Annotated in this window: 23 protein-coding genes, 2 pseudogenes and 1 riboswitch; of the genes and pseudogenes, 13 read left to right on the top strand and 12 right to left on the bottom strand. The window is 48.0% G+C overall.

Features of this window, described 5'->3' with window-relative positions; translation table 11 throughout:
- Positions 1 to 90: 90 nt before the first annotated feature.
- On the bottom strand, positions 91 to 651 hold the full coding sequence (locus tag BVJ53_RS12975; RefSeq protein WP_129302767.1) for a GNAT family N-acetyltransferase: 561 nt from the start codon (positions 649 to 651) through the stop codon (positions 91 to 93).
- A 259-nt stretch (positions 652 to 910) separates the two neighbouring features.
- Between BVJ53_RS12975 and BVJ53_RS12970 the strand changes: the two genes are divergently transcribed.
- The 6 genes from BVJ53_RS12970 (at position 911) to BVJ53_RS12945 (ending at position 6,761) form a co-directional block, all read left to right on the top strand.
- Positions 911 to 1,375, top strand: coding sequence for an NUDIX hydrolase (locus BVJ53_RS12970; protein WP_129302766.1), 465 nt, complete (start codon positions 911 to 913; stop codon positions 1,373 to 1,375).
- Positions 1,375 to 1,863, top strand: coding sequence for a kinase (locus tag BVJ53_RS12965; protein WP_129302765.1), 489 nt, complete (start codon positions 1,375 to 1,377; stop codon positions 1,861 to 1,863). The genes BVJ53_RS12970 and BVJ53_RS12965 overlap by 1 nt, the downstream gene beginning before the upstream one ends.
- Positions 1,864 to 2,184: 321 nt before the next feature.
- A complete protein-coding gene (locus BVJ53_RS12960) occupies positions 2,185 to 2,808 on the top strand; it encodes a hydrolase (RefSeq protein WP_129302764.1) in 624 nt (207 codons plus the stop codon).
- Between the two features lie 243 nt (positions 2,809 to 3,051).
- Positions 3,052 to 4,473 (top strand): MFS transporter, encoded by a 1,422-nt coding sequence (locus tag BVJ53_RS12955; protein ID WP_129302763.1) that lies wholly within the window; start codon positions 3,052 to 3,054, stop codon positions 4,471 to 4,473.
- Positions 4,474 to 4,554: 81 nt separating this feature from the next.
- Positions 4,555 to 5,745, top strand: coding sequence for an MFS transporter (locus tag BVJ53_RS12950; RefSeq protein WP_129302762.1), 1,191 nt, complete (start codon positions 4,555 to 4,557; stop codon positions 5,743 to 5,745).
- Between the two features lie 86 nt (positions 5,746 to 5,831).
- On the top strand, positions 5,832 to 6,761 hold the full coding sequence (locus BVJ53_RS12945; protein ID WP_129302761.1) for an aldo/keto reductase: 930 nt from the start codon (positions 5,832 to 5,834) through the stop codon (positions 6,759 to 6,761).
- A 130-nt stretch (positions 6,762 to 6,891) separates the two neighbouring features.
- Here the strand turns inward: BVJ53_RS12945 and BVJ53_RS12940 are convergent, their stop codons facing one another.
- The 5 genes from BVJ53_RS12940 to BVJ53_RS12915 form a co-directional block, all read right to left on the bottom strand.
- Complete coding sequence (locus BVJ53_RS12940) at positions 6,892 to 7,257, bottom strand: DUF956 family protein (RefSeq protein ID WP_129302760.1); 366 nt, start codon at positions 7,255 to 7,257, stop codon at positions 6,892 to 6,894.
- Positions 7,258 to 7,557: 300 nt separating this feature from the next.
- Positions 7,558 to 8,469, bottom strand: a complete 912-nt coding sequence (locus BVJ53_RS12930; RefSeq protein ID WP_129302759.1) for a PTS system mannose/fructose/sorbose family transporter subunit IID — start codon at positions 8,467 to 8,469, stop codon at positions 7,558 to 7,560.
- A 17-nt stretch (positions 8,470 to 8,486) separates the two neighbouring features.
- Positions 8,487 to 9,305 (bottom strand): PTS mannose/fructose/sorbose transporter subunit IIC, encoded by an 819-nt coding sequence (locus BVJ53_RS12925; protein WP_129302758.1) that lies wholly within the window; start codon positions 9,303 to 9,305, stop codon positions 8,487 to 8,489.
- A gap of 25 nt (positions 9,306 to 9,330) precedes the next feature.
- Positions 9,331 to 10,308, bottom strand: a complete 978-nt coding sequence (locus BVJ53_RS12920; RefSeq protein ID WP_129302757.1) for a mannose/fructose/sorbose PTS transporter subunit IIA — start codon at positions 10,306 to 10,308, stop codon at positions 9,331 to 9,333.
- 233 nt (positions 10,309 to 10,541) lie between these two features.
- A complete protein-coding gene (locus tag BVJ53_RS12915; protein ID WP_129302756.1) occupies positions 10,542 to 11,813 on the bottom strand; it encodes an MFS transporter in 1,272 nt (423 codons plus the stop codon).
- Between the two features lie 100 nt (positions 11,814 to 11,913).
- Between BVJ53_RS12915 and BVJ53_RS12910 the strand changes: the two genes are divergently transcribed.
- Positions 11,914 to 12,933 carry a helix-turn-helix domain-containing protein gene (locus BVJ53_RS12910; RefSeq protein ID WP_129302755.1) on the top strand — a complete coding sequence of 340 codons (1,020 nt, stop codon included), beginning with the start codon at positions 11,914 to 11,916 and terminating at the stop codon, positions 12,931 to 12,933.
- Between the two features lie 178 nt (positions 12,934 to 13,111).
- Here the strand turns inward: BVJ53_RS12910 and BVJ53_RS12905 are convergent.
- Positions 13,112 to 13,537: pseudogene (locus BVJ53_RS12905) on the bottom strand (helix-turn-helix domain-containing protein); the annotation flags it as partial.
- Positions 13,518 to 13,775, bottom strand: a pseudogene (locus BVJ53_RS12900) (helix-turn-helix domain-containing protein); the annotation flags it as partial. The pseudogenes BVJ53_RS12905 and BVJ53_RS12900, both read right to left, overlap by 20 nt.
- Positions 13,776 to 14,002: 227 nt before the next feature.
- On the opposite strand from BVJ53_RS12900, the gene BVJ53_RS12895 reads away from it, so the two are divergent.
- The 3 genes from BVJ53_RS12895 to BVJ53_RS12885 all read left to right on the top strand — a co-directional run bounded on the left by BVJ53_RS12895 (position 14,003) and on the right by BVJ53_RS12885 (position 17,549).
- Positions 14,003 to 14,683, top strand: a complete 681-nt coding sequence (locus BVJ53_RS12895) for a CPBP family intramembrane glutamic endopeptidase (RefSeq protein WP_158280514.1) — start codon at positions 14,003 to 14,005, stop codon at positions 14,681 to 14,683.
- Positions 14,684 to 14,811: 128 nt separating this feature from the next.
- Positions 14,812 to 14,985: riboswitch (Lysine riboswitch) on the top strand.
- Between the two features lie 97 nt (positions 14,986 to 15,082).
- Positions 15,083 to 16,684: an ABC transporter permease subunit gene (locus BVJ53_RS12890; RefSeq protein ID WP_167470209.1), complete on the top strand. Its 1,602-nt coding sequence runs from the start codon at positions 15,083 to 15,085 to the stop codon at positions 16,682 to 16,684.
- 118 nt (positions 16,685 to 16,802) lie between these two features.
- Positions 16,803 to 17,549 (top strand): amino acid ABC transporter ATP-binding protein, encoded by a 747-nt coding sequence (locus BVJ53_RS12885; RefSeq protein WP_129302752.1) that lies wholly within the window; start codon positions 16,803 to 16,805, stop codon positions 17,547 to 17,549.
- A 153-nt stretch (positions 17,550 to 17,702) separates the two neighbouring features.
- Here the strand turns inward: BVJ53_RS12885 and BVJ53_RS12880 are convergent, their stop codons facing one another.
- The 4 genes from BVJ53_RS12880 to BVJ53_RS12865 form a co-directional block, all read right to left on the bottom strand.
- Positions 17,703 to 17,957 (bottom strand): hypothetical protein, encoded by a 255-nt coding sequence (locus BVJ53_RS12880; protein ID WP_129302751.1) that lies wholly within the window; start codon positions 17,955 to 17,957, stop codon positions 17,703 to 17,705.
- 26 nt (positions 17,958 to 17,983) lie between these two features.
- Complete coding sequence (locus tag BVJ53_RS12875) at positions 17,984 to 19,255, bottom strand: ABC transporter substrate-binding protein (protein WP_129302750.1); 1,272 nt, start codon at positions 19,253 to 19,255, stop codon at positions 17,984 to 17,986.
- Positions 19,256 to 19,455: 200 nt separating this feature from the next.
- Positions 19,456 to 20,169 (bottom strand): DUF975 family protein, encoded by a 714-nt coding sequence (locus BVJ53_RS12870; protein WP_129302749.1) that lies wholly within the window; start codon positions 20,167 to 20,169, stop codon positions 19,456 to 19,458.
- A 71-nt stretch (positions 20,170 to 20,240) separates the two neighbouring features.
- Positions 20,241 to 20,579, bottom strand: coding sequence for an iron-sulfur cluster biosynthesis family protein (locus BVJ53_RS12865; RefSeq protein ID WP_129302748.1), 339 nt, complete (start codon positions 20,577 to 20,579; stop codon positions 20,241 to 20,243).
- Positions 20,580 to 20,730: 151 nt separating this feature from the next.
- Between BVJ53_RS12865 and BVJ53_RS12860 the strand changes: the two genes are divergently transcribed.
- From BVJ53_RS12860 to BVJ53_RS12850, 3 genes are all read left to right on the top strand, one after another.
- The gene (locus BVJ53_RS12860) at positions 20,731 to 21,054 is read left to right on the top strand and encodes a hypothetical protein (RefSeq protein WP_010490443.1); all 324 of its coding nucleotides are present in this window, start codon (positions 20,731 to 20,733) and stop codon (positions 21,052 to 21,054) included.
- A 225-nt stretch (positions 21,055 to 21,279) separates the two neighbouring features.
- Positions 21,280 to 21,750: a PH domain-containing protein gene (locus BVJ53_RS12855; protein WP_129302747.1), complete on the top strand. Its 471-nt coding sequence runs from the start codon at positions 21,280 to 21,282 to the stop codon at positions 21,748 to 21,750.
- The gene (locus BVJ53_RS12850) at positions 21,743 to 23,266 is read left to right on the top strand and encodes a PH domain-containing protein (protein ID WP_129302746.1); all 1,524 of its coding nucleotides are present in this window, start codon (positions 21,743 to 21,745) and stop codon (positions 23,264 to 23,266) included. The genes BVJ53_RS12855 and BVJ53_RS12850 overlap by 8 nt, the downstream gene beginning before the upstream one ends.
- Positions 23,267 to 23,272: the final 6 nt, after the last annotated feature.

Genomic DNA, 23,272 nt, shown 5'->3' with positions numbered 1-23,272 from the left:
TTTCTTCGTACCATCATTTAAATGCATGCATCTCAAAAGACCAGCAAAAAAGCGACTTGATTGAACCGCCCTTTTGTTGGTCTTTTCTTTTTACTCTTGTTGCCCTTGTTGCCGCAGAGCCTGCCATTCCTCGCGTAAAATGCCATATTTGATGGAATCCCAGTAGCGATCCTGGTAATAACGAACCTGGCGCACCCGAGCTTCTTGCTTCATCCCCACGGCTTTGGCCAAAGCGATCATCCGCTCGTTGCCAGACCAAGTCGTGATCCCGAGATGTGGCAAGCCAATCAGACCGAAAATGCGATCAATCCACTGATCCAACGCCTGCTTGCCGATGCCTTTTCCCCAATAGGATTCGTCATAAATCACAATGCCCAGGTCCAGCCACCGTTGCAAATCCCCATCTTCATAATGCGCAGAAACGTCGCCGATTAAAATGCCATCATTCCAAATGCCGTTAACAAAAGGATTGGCCACCCATTGATAGCCGGTTTGATTGGCTTGATCTTCCTGCATTTGTTTCAGTGTAGGTACTTTATCGTTAAAGTAAGGGCCGTTCCACTTGTGCCATTCTGCATCAGGATCGGAAAAGGCAACTTTCCACAATGTTTCAAGGTCTTCGGTTTGAAAATGCTTTAGCGTTACTGTCATGTTCAGGCACTCTCTCTTTCTTGATTTCAATTGCAATTTTTTTGCTGCTAGCAAGCGTTGGTTGCCGCCTTCTTCAACGCCTTTTCTAGCGACATGTACGTCAGTTTCTTAACATTGCCACCTGCGCTAAGTGTTTAGTTACAACATACCACAATTATTACCCAGGAAATAATCTAAGTCTCAAGTATGTTAATCTAATGCGTGGCATGTCCCCTATCTTGACGTGCGAGGAATGACTAAATTCTTGGGAGGGATTTTTTTGGCAGATTATATTAAGCAGATTCGTGCGAAGGTTGGCCATACACCGTTGATTATGGCCGGCACCATTGGCATTTTGACTGACGCGGCGGGTCGCGTTTTGCTTCAGCAACGCAGTGATTTCAGCGGTGAATGGGGCCTTATCAGCGGTACGATTGAATATGGCGAAACGCCTGCCCAGACGATGGTGCGCGAGTTCAAAGAAGAAACTAACTTAACGGTCGAGGTCGTCTCCTTGCTTGGCGTCAACGGCAATCTTAACCTCACCTACCCAAACGGCGATGTCGCCCAATGGTTATGTCCAGTGTTTCGCGTGGAACAATTAGGCGGCGAATTCAACGGCGACAACGATGAAACCGAGGATCTTCAATTTTTCGAACCGAATGCCGCACCACATTTGTTCAACCGCCAACACCAAGAGGCACTCGCCCATTTTATCGCTGGAGAAACGGGGTATTTTGACTGATGCATCAACTCGTGATTCTTCGTGGTAACTCCGGCAGTGGCAAGACAACAACGGCGAAGGCCTTGCACGAGCAACTCGCTGACACACTTTTGATCTCACAGGATGTGATCCGCCGCGATATGTTAGCCGAAAAAGACAAACCTAATAGTCCAAACATCGCTTTGATTGATCTCATTGCCCGCTTCGGCTTACAGCACGAAAAAGTCGTCATCGTGGAGGACATTCTTAGTGCAGCGCGTTACGGCCAGATGCTGGAGGGGTTAATTGCCGCAACTGATCGTAGTTTTGTCTACTATTATGACCTGCCATTTGAAGAAACACTTCATCGCCATGCAAGCCGAGCCAAAGCCCACGAATTTGGTGCCGACAGCATGCGTCGCTGGTTTCAGCCTCATGACTTTTTGGGTGTTCCCGGCGAACAGGCAATTCCCGCAAGTTGGTCACAAGACATGGTGGTTAGGCATATTTTAGCTGATCTTAATAGTTGAGGAAAGGTGTGGGCGTGTAACGTCTGCTTGTAAGGGCTGTGAGTGGAGCTTGCCAATGTTAATGTTATGGATTGCTGCTGGCGTTCTATGATACTTCTCTAAAACGCGTTCACCGGCGCAGAAGTCTGCGTGTAAGGACCTCCTAGCCCCAAATGGCCAAAGCCCAGCCATTTGGGGCTAGAGGCCACTTACACTGCGACTTCTAAACGCGCCGGTTCACGCTCTGGGCAAAATATTACTGATTTGATCAAGATGGGATTAGAATAGCTTGGTAGAGATGCTTTCAGATTCGTCATTCACTAAGAGTAGGAGTGATTTTAAATGACAAGTTATCCACGGCGCGATCCTGTATCAGATCGGTTGTTGACTCCGGAGAATTCGGCGTTGATTTTGATTGATTATCAGCCAACGCAGGTTGAATCCATTGGCTCCATGAACCACCATGCGCTTATTCAAAACGTGGTCATGACGGCTAAACTGGCGAAGGCGTATCAAGTGCCGATCGTGCTTTCAACGGTTAACGTCAAAAGCGGCCGGAATAAGGATACGATTCCTGATCTGAAAAAAGTCTTAGGCGATCAACCGAGTATCGATCGAACTTCGATTAATGCCTGGCAGGATCAGGATTTTGTTGAAGCGGTCAAGGCAACCGGGCGCAAAAATCTTATCATGGCCGCATTATGGACCGAAGCCTGTCTCACCTTCCCGACACTTGATGCATTAGCGGAAGGTTTTCACGTTTATCCAGTCGTTGATGCGGTTGGCGGCACGTCAAAGATTGCCCATGAAACAGCACTACGCCGGGTTGAACAAGCCGGTGCCCAGCTGATTACCAATGCACAACTAGCCTGCGAGTGGCAGCGTGACTGGAATCGAACCGACACTGTGCCTGATTTCGTCAAAATTTTGCTTGAAAACGGTGACTTCATCAACTTAGGGGCTTAATCTTTTTAAGCCGTACGTTTGATGTTCCGGCAACAGACCGTTGGGAAAAATCAATATTAGTTTCCATAGGGGCAATGGCCACAATCGCCATTGCCCCTATGATTTTCACAGAGCGTGAACTGGCGCGCTTAGGAGTCGGAATGTAAGCGGCCTAGGGTGTGATTGACCGCTCTTTGGCCAATTGCGATCGAGGTCCTTACACTCCGGCTCCTGCGCCAGCGAACGCGTTTTGGAGGGATTGACATGCAGCGTTTTGCAACAGGATCCAAACGTTGGTGGTTATTGATTGCGTTAGGCTTTTTCGCTTTTATGACGAATCTTGACGGCTCAATTGTCAACATTGCCATTCCGATTATGGCGAAGAATCTGGATGTTTCTGCGAGCCGCATGGAGTGGACGGTTTCACTATACTTGATTGTCTTGAGTGCCTTGCTGCTGCCTTTTGGCAAACTTGGCGACCGCATTGGCAAGCGGCGTATTTTTAAATGGGGCACCGGTACGTTTGTGGTCGGCTCGTTGATGGCCGGGATTAATCTTGGGTTTGATTTTCTGATGGTCGGTCGCATGGTTCAGGCCATTGGTGGTGCAATGACGCTCGCCAACACGTATGGCATTGTGACGTCTACCTTTGCTTTAGCCGAGCGCGGCCGGGCCATGGGTGTTGTCAGTACATTCGTGGCACTCGGCGGCGTGGCCGGTCCCAGTCTTGGCGGCCTTATTTTGGCGCATTTTAGCTGGCCGATGATTTTTCTGATCAATGTGCCGATTGGCGTTGTCGCTTTGGGGATCTCGCTGTGGTCAATGGACAATGGCGAACCACAACCCGGAACTTATGACAAATGGGGTATGTTGCTGCAGGCCACGGCCATTGCCAGCGGTTTCTGGGGATTGAATTTGGCTCAGCAAAGCGGGTTTGGCGATCCGGTTGTGCTCGCCACCTTTGCTTTAGCCATTGTCAGTCTGGCAGCCTTCCTTATCTTTGAAAATCATCAAGCGACGCCGTTATTGCCTATGAGTATCTTTCGGGTACGCATTTTTACCTTGGGCGTTCTGACCGTCTTCTTTATCTTCATGGTGCAATTTTTCAGTACCGTTTTAATGCCTTTCTACCTTGAAGATGCGCGCGGCCTCACGCCAGGCGCTGCCGGAACCTTGCTGTCGCTGTATCCGTTGATGATGGTGTTCTTTGCTCCGTTTGGCGGATGGCTGGCGGACAAATGGCAGGTACCCGCTGTTGCGTTACTTGGTAGCCTGCTGATTGCGGCCGGCAGTATTGTCAGCGCAACGTTAAAATTGAACGCGCCAATAACCATTTATATCATCAGTACTCTTTTAATCGGGATCGGCAGTGGGTTGTTCCAATCCCCCATCGGCGACGTGGTGATGTCAGTGGTGCCAAAAGATCAACTGGGCATTGCTGGCAGCTTCAATGCGCTTGCCCGTAATCTCGGAATGGTCAGCGGGACTGCGGTGGCAACGACGATTTTGTTTGGGACAATGAGCCAGCTGGCCGGTAGTCGGGTGATCACGTATCCGACGAATCATCCAGAATACTTTATTGCAGGTTTGCAAACGGCCATGCTGGCGGCTGCGGGGTTGGCGTTGTTGGGTGCCATTGCGATCGGGTTGACGATTAAGCCGTGGCAGGTGCATGAGAAAAATTGAATTCCACGTGCTCCTGTTCGCGCCCTTCCCAGAAGTGTTAGCATTAATGTATTAGGCACTTTTCAAGGAGGAACGTGACAGATGAAGAAGAAGCAATCAACAGCTTTGCTTACATGGGGCATCCTTTTGGTGGGTGCTAATTTGCGCTTGCCGATTACCATGATCCCGCCGTTGTTACCGACGATTGAACACGCGCTTGGGTTGCCCGCATCGATGGCTGGGTTATTGACGACCATTCCACTGTTGATGTTTGCGTTGGCATCCCCGGTGATTGCCAAAATGGGGAATCGCCGCGGTAATGAGTGGAGTTTACTAGTTGCGCTCGTGATCCTGTTGCTTGGTAGCTTGTTGCGGATCATTCCTAGTTTGGTCGCCTTAATTATCGGCACGCTGCTCATTGGCTTTGGAATTTCCGGGGGCAATGTTTTGCTACCGGCAATTATTAAAGATCAGTTTCCGCAGTCAATCGGTGCAAAAACAAGTCTGTACACTGTGACGATGGGCCTGGTTGCTTCGTTAGGTACCGGGCTGGCCGGCCTGTTAAATCAGCAATTTCATATGAAGTTAACGATGGCTGCTTTTTCACTTGTCGGTGTTGCCGGTTTGGTGATTTGGGCATTAGCGTTGCGCACCTTGCCACCAGTTAAAACCTGGCAAGATGGCGGCCACAAAAACGTGTCTGTCTCGCGCTCCTTACTAGCTTGGTGGATTGCGTTGTTCTTCGGCTTGCAGAGTTTTCTCTACTATTCCCTGCTGACATGGTTGCCCAGTCTGTGGCAGGCAGCGGGCTTTTCACAGATAGCTGCTGGCAATTTAGCCACGATTTTTCAGTTAAGCGGCATGCCCGCGACACTGTCCATCCCCTTTATCGCCGAACGTCGCCACGGTCTCACCTACAGTGTCTGGGGCATCATGCTGGGCTTTGCCTTAGGTGCATTAGGCATTCTGATTCCCGGTGCCAACTTCGGCTTAAACGTGTTCTATTCCCTCCTCATGGGCGTTGCCTCAGGAGCCGCCTTTGCCATCTGCATCGTCTTTTTCCAAAAGAAAACAGCCGATGCCTACGAAACTGCCAGTCTGTCTGGTTTCGCGCAAAGCCTGGGCTATTTATTTGCGGCAGTGGGACCGATTCTTTACGGTTTCATCCAGACGCTCACTGGCTCATGGGATTTACTTCTGTGGGTTACGGTGATTTTAACCCTGCTCATGTTTGCAGTTGGGCTAATCATCAACGCAACGCCTAGTATTTTTAATTCTGCAAATCAAAAATAGCGTTTGCACATGACGCTTACTTTTTCTAAACTGGCAGTATGCTAGGCGTATATTAACAAGCTCAAATAAGATAAGGAGGTCAACACATGGCACTTACAACAACCATCGGAAAAAGCAATGTTGTCACTGGCAAGCTTGGGTTAGGCACCAATAAGGTTGGTGGACATAATCTTTTCCCCAACCTGCATGACGAAGACGGACTGGCCGTTGTGAAAACGGCGTTGGATCATGGTATCGATATGCTTGATACTGCTTATATGTATGGTCTTGGTCAATCTGAAACCTTAATTGGTCAGGCGATTCAAGGCTATGACCGTGCAAAAATCATTTTGGCAACCAAGGCGGCACAGGATCCGCATCAAGATCTGAAACCTAACAATGATCCTAAATTTTTAACCCAAGCCATTGATGATGCACTTTTGCGGCTCAAAACTGACTATCTCGATATTTTCTACATTCACTTCCCAGATGAGAAAACCGACAAAGCCGAAGCTGTCAATGCGGTCGCCAATGCCCGCAAAGCAGGAAAAGTGCGCGCCATTGGGGTTTCGAATTTCTCACTCGATCAAATCAAAGAAGCCAACCAAGATCAGCAAGTAGACGTTGTGGAGGACAATTATAGCCTCGTGCATCGTGACGCTGAAACGACACTATTCCCTTACCTTAGAGAACAACACATCAGCTTCGTCCCTTACTTCCCGCTTGCGTCCGGCTTGTTGACCGGCAAGTACGGTTCAGGCGATGCCGAAAAGTTCAGCGGCCGTTTTTCTGCTTCCCAGTTCAAAACAATTCTAGCCGCATTGCGCGAAGTTGATGGTATCGCGGACGCCCATCAGGCAACCATTGCGCAGATCATGCTTGCTTGGTATATGAAGAACCCCGACATCGCCGTGGTGATTCCGGGCGCACGCCTGCCAGAACAAGCCGCCAGCAACGCCGAGGCCTTAAAAGTGCAACTGCGCGATCCGGAATATAGTTCTATTGATGAACTGTTCAAAGAGTTTCGGACTAAGTAAGGTTAACGGTCATGACTGATGGCGATACCCTGCTACAAAATATCAAGAATGCAAAAAGGCAGCTCGCCACTTCCGCTACTCCGGAATGGCAGGCTGCCTTTTCTTGATGTCTTCTGATAGAAAACACAATTTATTTTTTGCGGGTAAACGCTCTTTTCACGACTTGCCAGAAAGTCAACGACTTGACGATCCGATCGGCAGGAATGTGCTCACGAATGGCGCGCAGGACTTTTTTAGCATCCTTTGCCGCAAACGTATATGTGCCGTTCTTTTTGGTTTTAATGGCAAAACGGGGAATCCATTTACCCTTGAAGATGATGGACGCAATGACCCAGTCAACTTCATTCCACGGAATCTGATAAAAGTCACGCACGTTTTTTTCATTGAAAAATTCGAAGCCTTTATCGCCGATCATGATCTTGCCATAAGCCGGCATCCCCATAAAAGCTGTGCCTTCCATCACTAATTCTGATTTGGTGTTAATTGATTGAACCATTTTTTGCCATCCTTTTTAGACTGATCTTGTGTGGTGTGGTTAGAAGTTCTATGTGGGAATTTGAACCCTAAATGCCGGAGATTCTTACACAGATTTAGGCACAACCCCAAAACGCGTTCGCGTGGCCAGAAACCTGCACATAAGGACCTTGGTCGCAATGGCCAAAGACCGGCCATCACGCCCAAGGCCGCTTATGCTCCGGTTTCTAACCGGCCACGCTCACGCTCTTTCATTATAAATCAAAAGCCCAGACTTTGTGTCTGAGCTTTTGGGCGTTTTGTTCGATTTTGGTAATTTGTCTTACATCAAACCGATGACGTGGAAGACAACCCCGACAACGAACAGGCCAAGGATAATGATAATTGGAGAAACCTTCTTCTTCAGCAACCACATGCAGAATAAAGTGAGCAGTAAGCCCATTAAGCCTGGAATCAACTGATCCAAGTTATCTTGTAACGTTGTCACCTTATTCTTTGTTAGTGACAGACCTTGAGATTGCAATTCCAACGCCTTTTGGATGCCGGATTTACCGCTTGGCAATGAACTCCAGTCAATGTACGCGCCCTTCTGGTTCGGAACATCCGAAACAACTGGCGTGAACTTGACGGAAACCCATCGATTGACCAGCGATCCCAGAATGAACATACCTAGGATTGTGGCACCCTTTGTAACCTCCTGTAGCAAACCACCAGAAAGGTCTTCGGTAATCTTGCTCCCGGCTTTGTAACCAAATTCCTGAGTGTACCAAAGGAACGCCATACGGATCGCATTCCAGAGTACGAAATAAAGGATCGGTCCCATTAAGTTGCCGGCCATCGCCAGTGATGCGGCTAACGCACCGATGATTGGCTTAACCGTGAACCAGAACACTGGATCGCCGACACCAGCCAACGGACCCATCATCCCGACTTTGACACCCTGAATGGCTTTGTCATCAATCGGGGCACCATTGGCACGTTCTTCTTCCAGTGCCATCGTCACACCCAGAATCGGTGATGCCAGATATGGGTGCGTGTTAAAGAATTCCAGATGACGTTTTAAAGCAGCTGCGCGATCTTCCTTGGTGTGATACAAACGTTTCAGCGCCGGAATTAAAGTGTAAGCCCAGCCACCGTTCTGCATACGTTCGTAGTTCCAAGAACCCTGAAGGAAGGTTGACCGCCACCAAACCTTAATTCGGTCGCCTTTTGTGATATGAATTTCTTCAGCCATGTTTGTCAACCTCCTTCTCAATAATTGTCAATAATGTCGCCGACAGGATCGCCAGCACCACTATTATTTGAGCTGCCACCATTACTTGAACCGCCGCCTTGTTTGGACAGAGCCAAGTAAATCAATGCTAAGGAAATACCAATAGCACCAAGGCCGATTAAGGTAATTTCTTTGACAGTCGCCAGAACAAAACCAATAGCAAAGAATGGCCATACTTCGCGGGTCGCCATCATGTTAATAACCATGGCATACCCAACGGCAACAACCATGCCCCCGCCAATACCAAGACCTTTGGTGAGCCAATCAGGCATTTGTTCAAGCAATGCCCGCACTGGGCCGGCACCAACGGCAAGGATCAAGCCGGCTGGAATCGCAATACGTAAACCCTGCATACAGATCGCAACCCATTGCCAGAAATCAATTTTACGGAAACTACCTTCTTCGGCAGCACGGTCCATGATGTGAACGATAGCAGTTGCCAAGGTACGAACCAAAGTGGTCAGCAACAAACCGGCAACGGCCAGCGGAACCGCAATCGCGATCGCTGAGCTAATGCCTTTAGTACCTTGACCGCCAAGAACAAGAATAATAGCTGATGCAACTGATGCCAATGCAGCATCGGGTGCGACGGCCGCGCCAATGTTGGCCCAGCCTAAGGCGATCATCTGCAACTGCCCGCCAAGCATCAAGCAAGGGGTCAAGTCGCCGGTCACAAGTCCGATCAACGTGCACGCAATAACTGGCTGATGGAAGTGGAATTCATCCAAAATACCTTCCATACCAGCAAGGAATGACACGATGAGGACCAGGATGATTTGAATAAAATTCAAAGTCATAAGTCTTCTTCCTCCATTTCAAAAATTACTTCTGCGCATTCAATTCGTCTTGAGCTTTCTTCAAAATCGCGTTCATATCATCCGGATGATCGGATGGCACTTTACGAACGTCGAATTTGATGCCATCTTTGGCCAGTTCGTGGAAGGTGTCGATATCCTTCTGGTCAAAAGCCAGCACTTTATTAGGCTGAACCTTACCGACTGAATGCGACATTGACCCGATATTAAGCTCCTTAATCGGAACACCGCCTTGAATGGCGCGTAATGCGTCTTCAGGTGTTTCAAATAATAGCAATGCACGTTGACCGCCAAAATGCTTATCATCTTTGGCCAACTTAATCATCTGATCAATGGGAACAACGTGTGCCTTGACGCCAGATGGTGCCGCTTCCTTAATCAGGTTCTTCCGCAATTCATCTTTTGCCACTGAATCAGAGACAACAATAATCCGCGTCGGGTTCGTGGTCTTAGTCCAAGTAGTTGCAACCTGACCATGTAACAAACGTGAATCAACCCGGGCCAGAACATACTGGAATGATCCCGGTTGGCCAGCATTGGCTGTACTTGGTGCGGCAGCTTGAGCAGCCGGCTTCTTCACCTTGTCCAGTGATTCTGGCTTAATCTTGATACCGTCACGTCCGGCTTCAAGTAAATGTGCGGCAATGTCTTGTGCAGAATCCATTGACAGCCGCGAGCCATAAGCCTCAATCAGCATCGGCAAATTAAGTCCGGTAACAATCGCCCATTTATCCTTGTGCTCCTCATAAATCGTGTTTGCTTGGTTAAATGGTGATCCGCCCCATAAATCGATCAAAAACAAAACTTCATCGTCTGGGTCGAACTTAGCGATCGCGTCTTCGAGATGCTTGTGCAAGTCATCCGGGCCTTCATCGGGCATGAAGGTCACAGCTTCGACTTTTTCTTGCTCACCGAAGATCATTTGACCGGATTGCTTGATGCCAGCAGCGAATTGGCCATGACTAGCAAGAATGATTCCGACCATTATTACGCCTCCTAAAAATTTGTGGTTGCCTCGAAAATAATATCTGCTAAAAACAAGAATAATCTAAAATACAAGGCTTCCCAATAAATTAGTATGACTTCCTCCGCGCCGCTATGCAAGCATTTTCACTTAAAATGAAGTTTAAAAAAGAAGCGCATACATCCATTACACACTTCAAATTGGCATCTGTTGAAATTGGTATATTGGTCAATACCAATTAATTCAAAGCCCGACTAAGCTTTTTCTGACTGGCCCTCAGAATCGGTAAAGACTGGGTCGGCAATGCGTGTGCCTACCAATAAAAGCACTAATAATAACACGGCTGACAGCGCCGCCATGAGCATCCAACTTGCTGCAGCACTTACGACATTTGCCATCGTGAAGAAGACCACTTGTCCAATCGGCATACCTAACAACGCAACTAGATTAACCACACCTGCTGTCGTGCCCATCCGCTGCTCAGGAACAAGCCGCATCATCACCGTCGATAGCCGAGGATTGATTTTCCCCATGAGATAAGACGTCACAAAGCTGAATCCCATGACGGCAGCAAGCGAACGGAAGAGGCAGAAGCTAAAACTAAGTCCGATCATCGCCGCTGTTAAAAGACTCAGCAACTTGAAGGTACTAAGTCGTTGCAGGCCATCCTTGGCAAACAACGCCCCTAAAATCGTGCCCACCGAAAAGACGATGTTCAGCAAAGCAACTGTGGTACCGAAGTCGTGCGCCCACATGCCTGGTTCCTGAACCAACGACACCGACATCAAACCATCCACCGATGAGCCTAAGGTATTGACAAACATTGCAAAAATGATGACTGCTAAAAGAAAATGGTTGGTTGCAAGAAATCTGAGAACACCACCAATATTCTTGCACATTGGTTGATGTGTCTGCCCAATAACTGGCGGTTCGGCCTGTTTAAGTCGGATTTTTTCCCGGATTATAACCCATGCTGCAAGTAAAAACGTAGCGGCGTTAATCCCACCAAACAGCGAATAATTGTGGTCAAGTAGCACTATCAGGCTCGCACCGACTGCCTGAAAAACCATTTGGACCGTCGTACCGGTCGCGCTTTGAAAACTGATCGCCGTGTTCAGTTCTTTGGCAGGAATCAACCGATGCAGCAGCGGCAGTACCAAACCGTTCCCATATTGGCCTAAGGTATCGGAAACAATGTTGATGCCAAGCAATAGCAAAAACAACGGTAGGCTGGCCGGCAACAACATCATCCCTGCCAATCCAAGAAAAAGTAACGTTTGAGCAATGCGCGTGGCAATCATGTGACTGGTTTTGGTTTGCGTGCGATCAGCCAAGCTACCGGTTACCAACGACAACATCGTCGGTAAGGTGGTCGCCATCGCTGCCAAAGTAACGGCGAGACTTTTAAACGGCATTGTTGCCGCGTAAATAATGAAAACAATGTTATACAGACTATCGCCAATACCGCTCAACAAACTGGCATTTAAAATGGCACGATAACCACGATTATTGAAATATTCATGCATGTTGCTACCTCCCTGTTGCCAAGCATGTCGTTTTTGATTCCTACTTGGTTTGTACTTTGAGTGTAAGCAGGCTACACTCAAGACGAGGTGAAATTCCACTATGGTAGAAAAAATTAATCCCACCGATGGCACCGTCTTCCGTCAACTCCGGCGCAACCACCATCTGACCTTGGAGCAAGTAGCTGATGCACATAATTCCATTGCCTTCATTAGTAAGTTCGAGCAAGGCCGTTCCAATATCAGCTTTGCCCGCCTGAGCCATTTACTCTTTCGCATCAATATTTCGGTCGAAGAATTCGTCTTTATTCGCGATCTCCAAGCAGGGGCTGTGCCGCCAGCGGCCAATTCAAGATTTGTCTACAATACGTTAATTCATCGCGACTTCGAAGCCATCCTTGCCTTGCAAGACAGCTTGAGTGTTGACCACCCCACCCTGGCCGACTACGACTATTTGTTGAAACAAGAAAAGGCTTGGCAGAAACGATACGAAAACGACCACAATCGCCAAACCCAGTTTGAACTCATTAGTATTCAGATCTTTCGCCTCACCTTGATTGATCGGGTCAAGCCGCCCGACCAGCCATTTCCGTTTAAAAATGTGACCGATGCCATGGTAAAATTGCAGGAACTGGCACGGCCACTCGTCAGCTATCTCTATTCTGTGGAAACATGGAATTATTTTGAGCTTTACTGGTTCCGCCACTTGATGGTCGCCTTACCCGTCGAGACAATCCAAAATCTGTTACCGCTCGCAATGAAGCGTTCGGAAAAATATCAAGCCTTTAACCAGATCGGCAATCTACGGATTCAAACACTGTTTTCTGCCTTCACGGTGTTCGTCAACACGCGCCATCTAACCGCTGCCAAAAAAGTTCTTACTACCGTCGAAAAATTTTTGCATGACACAAACGACCTCTCAAACTCCGCCATCCTCTTATTTCTCCGTGGCTGGTACCAAGCGGTCATTGGCCAAACTTCAGCTGGCTTTGAGATGTGCCAACAGGCGATCAGTTTGGAACACATTTTGGATCAACCGACGCAAGAACGTCGACTGCGTTACTTGCTAAAGGTTGTTCACATCAACATCAAAGATCCACAAGGCGGCGCGTTCTTTATGTGAGCGTGAGCAGAAATATTTAGGAATCGGTGTGTAAGTGGCTTAAACGCGTTTCACGTGGAACAACGCTAAAAGGACTCGCAATCAACTTGATGCCGCCGATTGCGAGTCCGCCTTAGACTGCTAGTATTGAATTTCCCTAGAAATAAATATTCCTGACCTAACTGCTGCCACGACCAAATCAAGCTTCCTTGCCACACCGCTTCGCCTCAGCCAAGGCCTCCAACGCAGGCAGCCATGTTGCCGTCCACGCCGGTGCAGCCACTTCATCCAACAACGCCTTTAATTGCGCTAATTCCCGCTGTCCGCGCGCCGCGACTCTCTTGTCTGTGGCATAAGTCATCAACAGTCGTTTGGTGCAGGCAATCTGAAACTCGACACCCAGATCGCCAACTGTTGCCTGCTCGATGAGTGCCAATGTTGCCTGCGCATTATCCAGCTTTCCCGCACTAATATACCGAAGCGTGGCAGTCAAAAACGCTCGGTTGGCAAGATTCAAATGATCTTGAGGGGTATTAGGCTTCTGAACTTGATTTGCAAAAGCTTTAATCAATCCACTCAAATCCCGCGTATCAATGATGGCAGTCAACTGAAGCGCGATCAACCTGCTGAAAAAAATTTTCCCGATTAAGTGTCCGATAACCTTGTTGCATTAATTCAACATCTTGATCAAAACGTGTCAGCAATTTTAAAATAACCGCGGCACTGAGTTGAGTTTCACCCCGTTCAAACCGTGACAAAGTAGCGACTGTTGTAATCCCAGCCGCAATCTCTTCTAATGAATCATTTTCCTCAAGGCGCAGCGCCCGTAAATAGGCCCCAACTTTGATAGGCTCCTCCGCCATCAGCACCGCCCCTTTTATGAGAAGCTTATTGGACAAGCTTAACAAGTTTTGTCATTTTTTCAAAATGGAAACAGCTTTATGGGTTTCGCACTTGTTAATCTGTACGTTTTGGTTTTTAATTTTTTGTCTACTTTTATGCTTGTTAACTATTAAGACCTGTTACAATGGGCGCATATTTATGTAGTCCGATTTTTATAGCATTCAAAAGTCTAAAGAAGGATAGACAATTGGAGAAAATAATATCTATTGGCGGTTCATTGGTGAAGCGCTCACTTCTTCTCACAGGCATCATACTGCTTGATGTCTTAACTGAATTCCATGATTTTTTTACTATCAGCAGATTGCAGCGTGACCAATATGAAGTTCTGGTGATTGAATTAATATTGAAAGGATCATTCATTTGGTTTCTTCATTGGCTATATTTCCGTCAATTAAAACGTTTTAATCCAAATGACTATGGTCTAAAGCCACTTTCGGAAAAGAACATGCTTATACTTCTCATTGGGGTTGCGTCTCTTTTCGGATTGCTGTGTATTGAATCTCTCACGCCTTTCAACGCGGACAATGCCACGAATCAGGTGCTTGTTAACAAGTTCATTCGAACTGCGCCAGTATTAGCCAGTATTGACGCTGTATTAGCGGCACCTATTATTGAAGAATTTATATTCCGCGGCATTTTCTTTAACTATTTTTTCAACAAAAACACTATTATGAGCAAAATTTCCGTTGTCTTGGTCTCCGGCTTTGTGTTTGGTTTGCTTCACGAACCCCATTTCACCGTAAATCTTTTAGTCTACTGCACCATGGGATGGCTATTTGGTTCCGTCTACGCGCTTACTGGGGATTTGCGCTATAGCACCACGCTGCATATCCTTAATAACGTCTTAGCTTTTGTTTCTATGTTTTGACAGAGGTTCAAAAATACTTCTCGTAAGTATGCCTGCTAATATATCCTCTCCCACCATACACGCGTTCACATCCAATTGACATCTACCTTCCGTTCCGTTACACTCGATTTTGACATTTAAATACACCACTAAGAAATAGAGGTTGCGGTGGGTAACGAAAACTGGGGAGTGCCGGATCATGTTGAACCAGTCGTAAGTGCCACCGCCGAAATGTCGGGCCGTGTTCGGACGATCCGCATTGGGCCATGAGCGCATAACTCATGGACTGTCGAAGCAAGTTGCTTCGGGGCGCTATGATTCTGGTTTATGACTAAAATCGATGGAATCGACCTTTGTTGCTTGTTCAATAAAGGTCGATTTTTTGGTTCCAGCTCTATTTCCCCACTATAAGAAGGGAGAATGTCACATATGAAAAAACACTGGGTTGCACGTTTGGGTGTGCTTGGGCTTGCATTGAGCCTGCTACTTGGCGGTTTTGCCGCTAAACCGGTTAATGCTGCCAGCGATGACAACACATTCAAGGTCGGTATGGAGGCCGGCTATGCACCGTTCAACTGGACGCAAAATACCGACGCCAATCACGCAGTCAAGATTCAGGGGAGCCATGAGTACGCAAATGGTTACGATGTTCAGATTGCGCGTAAAGTTGCTAAAGCACTGCACAAAAAAGTGGTCGTGGTCAAAACTTCTTGGGATGGCCTTCCACCTGCTTTAACTTCCGGCAAAATCGATGCCATTATCGCCGGGATGTCGCCAACCCCGGATCGCCGGAAAACAATCGATTTTACCAATCCATACTACATCTCAAACCTAACCATGGTCGTCCGCAAAGACAGCAAATACGCCAAAGCCAAGAGCATTGCTGATTTTAAAGGCGCCAAAGTGACGGCACAACTCAGTACTTATCACTATCAGGCCATCAACCAAATCAAAGGTGTCGTCAAGGAACCGGCAATGAACGACTTTCCGGCGATGCGGGTCGCTTTGGAGTCTGGTACCATCGATGGTTACGTTTCCGAAGTGCCTGAAGGGATCACGGCAGAACGGGCCAATCCAAATCTGATGTACATCCATTTTGCCAAGGGTCAGGGTTTTAAAACCGATGCCAGTGATACTAACTTGGCAATCGGCTTGCGGAAAAATGATCCCAATAAAGCTAAAATCAATGAGCTGCTTGCCACGATTTCCAATAAAGAACGGGCACGTCTGATGAACGAGGCGGTTGACAATCAACCTTCCACCGAAAAAAGTGGCAATTGGTTCATGGCCATTATGAAACAGTATGGGCCGATGCTCTTGCGTGGTACCGGTATGACACTGTTGTTAGCCTTGGTCGGCACTCTTGTCGGCTTCATTATCGGCTTGCTGGTCGGGATTATTCGGACCATACCAAAACCCAAGAAACTGGGCCAACGCGGCCTACGAGCGGTTATCAATTGGCTGCTTTCCTTGTACATCGAAGTCTTCCGTGGCACGCCAATGATTGTTCAGGCAGCGGTCTTGTATTACGGCGCGGCCCAAGCCTGGCATCTGAACATGGATCGCACCACCGCAGCGCTTTTGATCGTTTCGATTAATACTGGTGCTTACATTTCCGAAATCATCCGCGGCGGTATTATCTCCGTCGATGAAGGCCAGTTTGAAGCAGCAAGCGCGTTAGGCATGACCCACTTGCAAACGATGATGAAAGTCATCTTGCCGCAAGCGGTTCGCAATTCCCTGCCCGCAGTCACGAACGAGTTCATTGTCAACATCAAGGACACTTCCGTGCTGTCGGTCATTTCTGTTTCCGAACTGTTTTTCAGCGGTGAAACCATCGCCGGACAAAGCTTCCAGTTCTTCCACACGTATCTGATCGTCAGCGGCATTTACCTCATCATGACCTTCACCATCAGCCGCCTCTTCCGACTCATTGAAAAACATCTCGACGGACCTAAAGACTACAACGTGATGAATAACCAGATGCAGGTCGAAACACCGAAAATCGGCACCGAATCATAACGCGTTCGCCGGCGCAAGAGTCTACGTGTAAGGGCCTTGGTCACAATGACCAAGGTCGCTTACACTCCGATTCCTAAGCGCGCCGGGTCACGCTCACTTTTTAAAGGAGGACTAACGCATGGCAGACGAACCTTTAATTCAAGTTAAAAATCTCAAAAAGAGTTTTGGGAACCACGAAGTCCTGACCGACATCAATTTCAACGTTCAGGCCGGCGAGGTTGTTTCAATCATTGGCCGCAGCGGCTCCGGAAAGTCGACCCTGCTGCGCAACATCAACCTTTTAGAAACTCCAACTGGCGGCGATATTCTTTTTCACGGCAAAAGCATCTTAGGCGAAGACGTGAAGTTAAGCACCTATCGCGCCAAAGTCGGCATGGTGTTCCAGAGCTTCAACTTATTCAACAATATGACCGTCTTGCAAAACGTGATGGTCCCACAGCAAACCGTGTTAAAACGTGACGCTGCCGCTGCCAAAACTCATGCTTTGGAACTGTTGAAACAAGTCGGCATGGATCCCTTCATTGCCGCCAAACCGGATCAACTCTCCGGTGGGCAAGAACAGCGGGTCGCCATTGCCCGTGCTGAAGCAATGGATCCTGAAGTACTCCTGTTCGATGAACCAACCAGTGCGCTGGATCCGGAAATGGTCGATGATGTCCTGAACACGATGACAGCCCTGGCCCACACCGGCCTGACCATGATCATCGTCACTCACGAAATGGCCTTCGCCCGCGATGTTTCCGACCGCGTCATCTTCATGAACAACGGCATTATTGCCGAGTCCGGTACGCCGGATCAAATCTTCGGTAATCCCCAACAAACAGCTACCAAAGAATTCCTGAAGCGTTACTTGAATCGGGTTTAACCGATTCAGGTCACAAACAGGCAATAAAAATACGGGCCAAGAGAAGGTTTTACGCTCTTGACCCGTATTTTTGTACAATTGATTGGTTAATCTCTGAACCACGTGACATGCTAGCTCTTTGGCACCACCACAGCATCCTTCAAAGTTGCTGTTTTACTTCTTCGACTTCTGCTCCCGCTTCTTTTCCCGATGCTCGTGCCATGTGTCCAGACTCACCACGATGAAGAACAGGAAGAAGCCGCCGACCACGGATTCTGCCGTTAGCAAAAGGTAGCGCCAAGCGAGGTAACCTTTTCCGGCGGTGACGTCTTGATAGCCGACATAGCCAAACGTCATTAACACCGCTAACCCCAGTACCAGTACGGTGTAAATAAGGGTTCGTTTTAAAATCGATTTGAATGTCGCCATAGACGGGCTCGCTTTCTTTTGATTCACTAACGATTATCTTTCAAAATCGTTTCAGTTTGCTTTTGTAACTTAGAAAGGACAGTCTTAGGCTCGGCCTTTTCGGAAACGGTCTGGTCAACGGCATCCAGCAGGTTGTTACGATAAGTGTTATAGCCGATGAATGGCGTTGAGGAGAACGCATTGTCATAAGCATCAACAGCAGCCTGATAGTTCGGATTGGCTTTTAAATAGGCTTGATAGTCGCTTGACTTTGTGGCGGTCGACACAACCGGCACATACCCGCTGGCTTTGGCCCACTGAGTCTGAATCTTGGCACTCATCAGAAACTTCATGAACTTAACCGCGCCTTTGATTTGATCTGCGGAGGCACCCTTGAAAACAGAAATACCATTGTTACCTAGAACCGAACTCGATTTACCATCGAAACTCGGCATCACAGCGGTTCCCCAATGCATGCTCTTAGGTGCCGTTGATGCAATCTGCTGGATCGTGGCGCTAGAGCCGAAGCCGGCAAAAATTTTACCTTGAACAAATGGCACATTAAAATAATTATCCAGTCCTGCGGTGACAGCAGTTTTATCCCGCAACATGCTGGTAATCGCCGTCATGGCCTTGATGCTAGCTGGGGTATCGATCTTCGCTTTGTATTGCGGTGTAATCAACCGATTGCCGGCATCGTAAGCCAACGTTTCAAACTCAAAATCGTAACTCCTATTAAACGCGACCCCAGTAATACCATCACCTTTGAGTTGTTGCCCGATTTTGGTAAGCTCTTCCCAAGTCTTCGGCACAGTGAGATGATATTTATCCAAGATATCCTTGTTATAAAACATCAGTCGCGTCCCGGTGGCAAACGGAATCTGATAATAATCACCATGATATTTCAGATTCGTGGCAATGCCGGGATAAATTGACTTCAACTCGGCGGCGGAAAACTGTGCCTTCACCTGCTTATCAATGTTGACCAGCATTCCATCATGGACGTATTCCGGAATAATCGTATCCGTCACCTGCCCAATCGTCGGTAAGGTTTTGGACTTCGCCGATGCCAAGTACTTCTTCTGCAGATTGTCATACGAACCCTGCGATGTTGCGACGATTTTGTATTGCTTTTGACTACTGTTAAACGTCTTGATATACCCTTCCAACGCTTTATTATAGTTACCGGTCATCCGGTGCCAGAAGGTAATCGTGACCGGACCCTTGGAAGTTTTCTGCGCAGAACTGCCACTGCTGCATGCGGTCAGCAACAAGACCATCAATGCAGTCGTCACACCAAGTAACCAACGTCTCTTCATAAGTAAGTCCCCCATTATTAAGTTGTGAGCGCATTATGACGTCGTTGCACAATGGACAAGACCCGCAAAACGCCGATCCCGTCCGGCTGCTAGTACATGCCTTTAAAACTATCTACAGTATACCAATACTGACCGCCAGCGGTATCTTTTCCAGAAAAAAAGAAAGCCGATTTTGCTTTCTTTTTGCATTTACTGCGGTATTAAGCTTGCTCTTCCGTTAATTTAAGATAGAAATTCGCCAATGTCATACTGCGGTACGGGATGACCCAGATAGAAGCCAGTCCCATCGTGATCAACTCCAGCAACCACCAGCCCAAAAAGCTGAGCAGCAACACAAAGAAATCCCACTTATGGCCATACATCAACTCCCGGCTGCGCTTGATTGCTTCGGTATAGCCGATCGGTTGGCCGCTATCAATTGCATCCCGATAAATCCACTGCGCCTGTGAATATGCCATCGCCTTAACAATTCCCGGGACAATCAGCAAGAACATCCACAGAAAAACCCAGAGCCATTGCAACAGACCGATCAACAAACTGCCTAGAAAATATTCACCGCGCTCAAAAATCTTGAACATCTGCAACCAACTGAACTGGTAATCCGACTGGCCGCGAAGACCGTCCATCATAGCAAATATGACGCCAATCATCAGCAACACGCCCAACAGGCTCAAAAAGATAACAATTGACTGCCACATCTGCCAATATTCATTCACCCGCCCGCCTGTGACCGTGAATATATCTCCTCGCAACAAGGTATGCCATTCCCCGTGATGTACTTCATGTACGGTAGAAAACGGCACAAGCGTCGCGAAGGCCATCAATAGTAACGCCGGTAAACTAATACGCAGATAATAGCTAAAGTTGGGATTCAATTCCGCCTTGGCCTGATTCTTTAGTGATGTCCGGTCCACAGACAATTCCTCCTTAACTGTGCTTGCCTCATACAGTTGCTGGGAATATCATAACAGAAAAGCCTGTGTTATTACACAAACTTGAGCGGGACCTTCGGATTGAGTCGTGGCTTCCCGCGCAAAAGCGTAAACTCATCACCGCTAACGGTTAACTCAGTTTTCGAATCGAAAAATCCGGCCGCATAGCTTTTGATTAAAACCGGTCCTACTGGGGAATCAAGGTGCGCATCAAATATATCCGGCACATTACGGCGTGGCAATATCAGGAGACTGAATTTAGCTTGAGATGTATCATGATACTGTCGCGAGTATGGCCCGATACCGTCATTTAAATCCAAAACCAACACCCGATCTGCGTGTAAAAGCGGCGCCAGTCGAGCTGCTGCCTGGGCAGATATATTAAGCTCCATATTTCACCCCCACAAGTAAAATAATCCTTGTCGCCCACATTATGAAACGGATTACTACAGGATACAACCAGCTTGTAAAAGTTTAACGAAATGCCTAAAATTGGTTTAATGAACCACGATGTTATTCTGTCAGTTAAGACGAGGTGTGCCAATGAATATCTATTCGGCTTTAAAGTTTATCCAGATCGATCATGCGCAAGTCAATCACTTGCAGGTGGTCGTCACCGACCAAAGCGGCAAGCCTGATGCCGGCATGACCGATTTATTAATCGACTGCCTCAACAAGATCGATATTTTCGTTGATCTCAGTACCACCGACCGCGTCAGTGATGTCATTGACGATCTCAACCTCCTTACGCCACTGCCATACGATGTTCTCGAAGAATATCAGAAAATTCTCGAGCAACCCATCAATGGCATTAACGTTGCGATGAAAAAACAGTTAATCGAATTTATTTATGCGCCGACTGTTTGAAACTTCATCACCGCCTGCTCATATGCTTCATTTTAACAAGCCCGCCTGTCCGCCAGCAACCACCGCTGAAAGAGACAGGCGGGCTTTTATTGACCATTTCAAAATGCCGTGGCGCCTTGAATCGCAGGCACACGACAAAAGCAGCATGATAAGTTCATTTTTATGACAGCAACAGTTTCGTTTCGCGCTATTTTCTGCTATCCTGACGAAAACGGAGGCGAAGACATGAACGAAACAGGACAGGCGTTGCCGGCCAACATTCAAACTGTCTGGCGGTTTAACGCCTTAATATGGAGCGTCATCTTCCTTATCGGCGGCTTACTTTTGCTCGCCGCCAGTCATTTTTGGCACTGGCCTTCATGGCTGGGTCTCGGCGTCATCGGGCTAACGGTGCTGCAACTAATCGTCCGTCTGGCACTCGTGCCTTATCGATATCGATTCTTGCGCTACAACATCACGCCGACTGCAGTGTTCCTGCAAAAAGGGTTCTTCTTCCGCAAAAATGAAGCGATCCCGATTACCCGCATTCAAAATGTGACGTTGGAACAAGGGCCGCTTCTCCGATGGCAGCAACTGCAACAGGTCAACATTGAAACTGCCAGCACAGCTCACGTCATTGATGGCGTGACAGCATCCGTTGCCGATCAACTGCGGACCCGGATTTTGAAGCTGGCACAGGAGGCGCGCGATGAATGACCAACCGCACCGCCTTTCTCCTATCGCGTTACTAATACTATGGGTTAAAAACGTTATCGCTTTGTGGCCGATATTTGTTGGCGGCTTTTTTTCGGTGTTCGGCTCCAAAAAGAGTTTTAAAGAATTTCTGTTTTGGCTAGGCTTGATTCTTATGGTCATTGTCTTAACGCTGGGGTGGTCAATTCTGCGTTATTTGCGCTTCACCTATGCAGTGGCGCCAGATGGCTTGACTATTCGCAGTGGCGTTTTCATCCGCAAGACCAACCATATTCCATATGATCGCATCCAAACCGTTCAACGCCAACAATGGTTCTTCCTGAAGCCGCTGGGTCTGGAACAGGTCTCCATCGAAACCGCCGGAAAAGAAACCAGAAAAGCGGAAGGCCAACTGGCAGCTGTACCGACAGCCGTTGCTGACACGATCAATCGTTATCGCCAAGGAATTGGCACGGAAGCGGCAACATCTCCGGCCGCTGAAACGGCTGATGCTGACGCTGCCACCCAGACACGCGTCATCAACGCAGAACCTGAACCGGATGCTGCCTACAAAATCAATTCCCACGACCTAAATCAATATGCGCTCACATCACTCGGTTTCATCCCCTTCATCACCGGAATGCTTTGGGTACTTAACAAAGCCCAGGAATACCTGCCCGATAGCTGGTACCAGCAAGCTGAACACGCCATTACGGGGTTAGCCATTTATCTTTTGATCGGCTTAAGCATCATCGTTTTAGTGTTGGGTTTTGCGATCTCTTATCTGAACATTATCCAAAAATATTATCACTTCACCCTCGATCGTACCGGCAACGAACTGCGCACCAGTCGCGGCTTTTTCCAAACCAACACGGTCAGTGCCCGCCTATCCCGCGTCCAGGCCATTCGGTTTAAACAAAGCATTCTCCGCCAGTGGTTTCATCTCACCACCGTTCAGGCACTACTGGCTTCGGGTGCAGCTGATGACGAGCAAAGTAATGACTTAGTTTTAATGCCGGTGATCCGGCAGCGCTCGGCCATGACCGACATGCGCAAGTTCATTAGCTGGTTGCCGGCAGTAATTCCGGATTTGCAGCCGATTCCGGTACGAAATCGCTGGTATTATGTTCGCAATATGGTATTAGGTAATCTCGCGCTTATTGTCGCACCGATTATTTTTGCCAGCGTTTTGTGGTTACAGGTTAGCTGGTGGGTATGGTTGCTGCCGGTTGGCGGGCTATGGCTGATCATCATGGCACTCCAAGGCCAGTACGCCGCAACAACCGCTGCGATCACCATTGCGCCACCGGATCAACTCGTCATCCAAGTCGGCGAAGTCTGGACCCGGCAGCGCTACTATGTCCGAAAAAAAGACATCCAGGCAATGACATTAGCGCAATCAATCTGGATGAAACCGCGCGGCATCGCTCACTTGAGCATTCATGTGCGGAAAGGCAATAGCGATCAAACGATTACGTCCCGCTACATGAAGGCTGATTTAGCCAAGCAAATTTTAAGTTGGTATCAGCCGCTGCCATAATCTAGG

The organism is Lacticaseibacillus chiayiensis, assembly GCF_004123795.1.
Taxonomy (GTDB): domain Bacteria; phylum Bacillota; class Bacilli; order Lactobacillales; family Lactobacillaceae; genus Lacticaseibacillus; species Lacticaseibacillus chiayiensis.
This window is presented reverse-complemented; position numbering and strand designations above follow the sequence as displayed.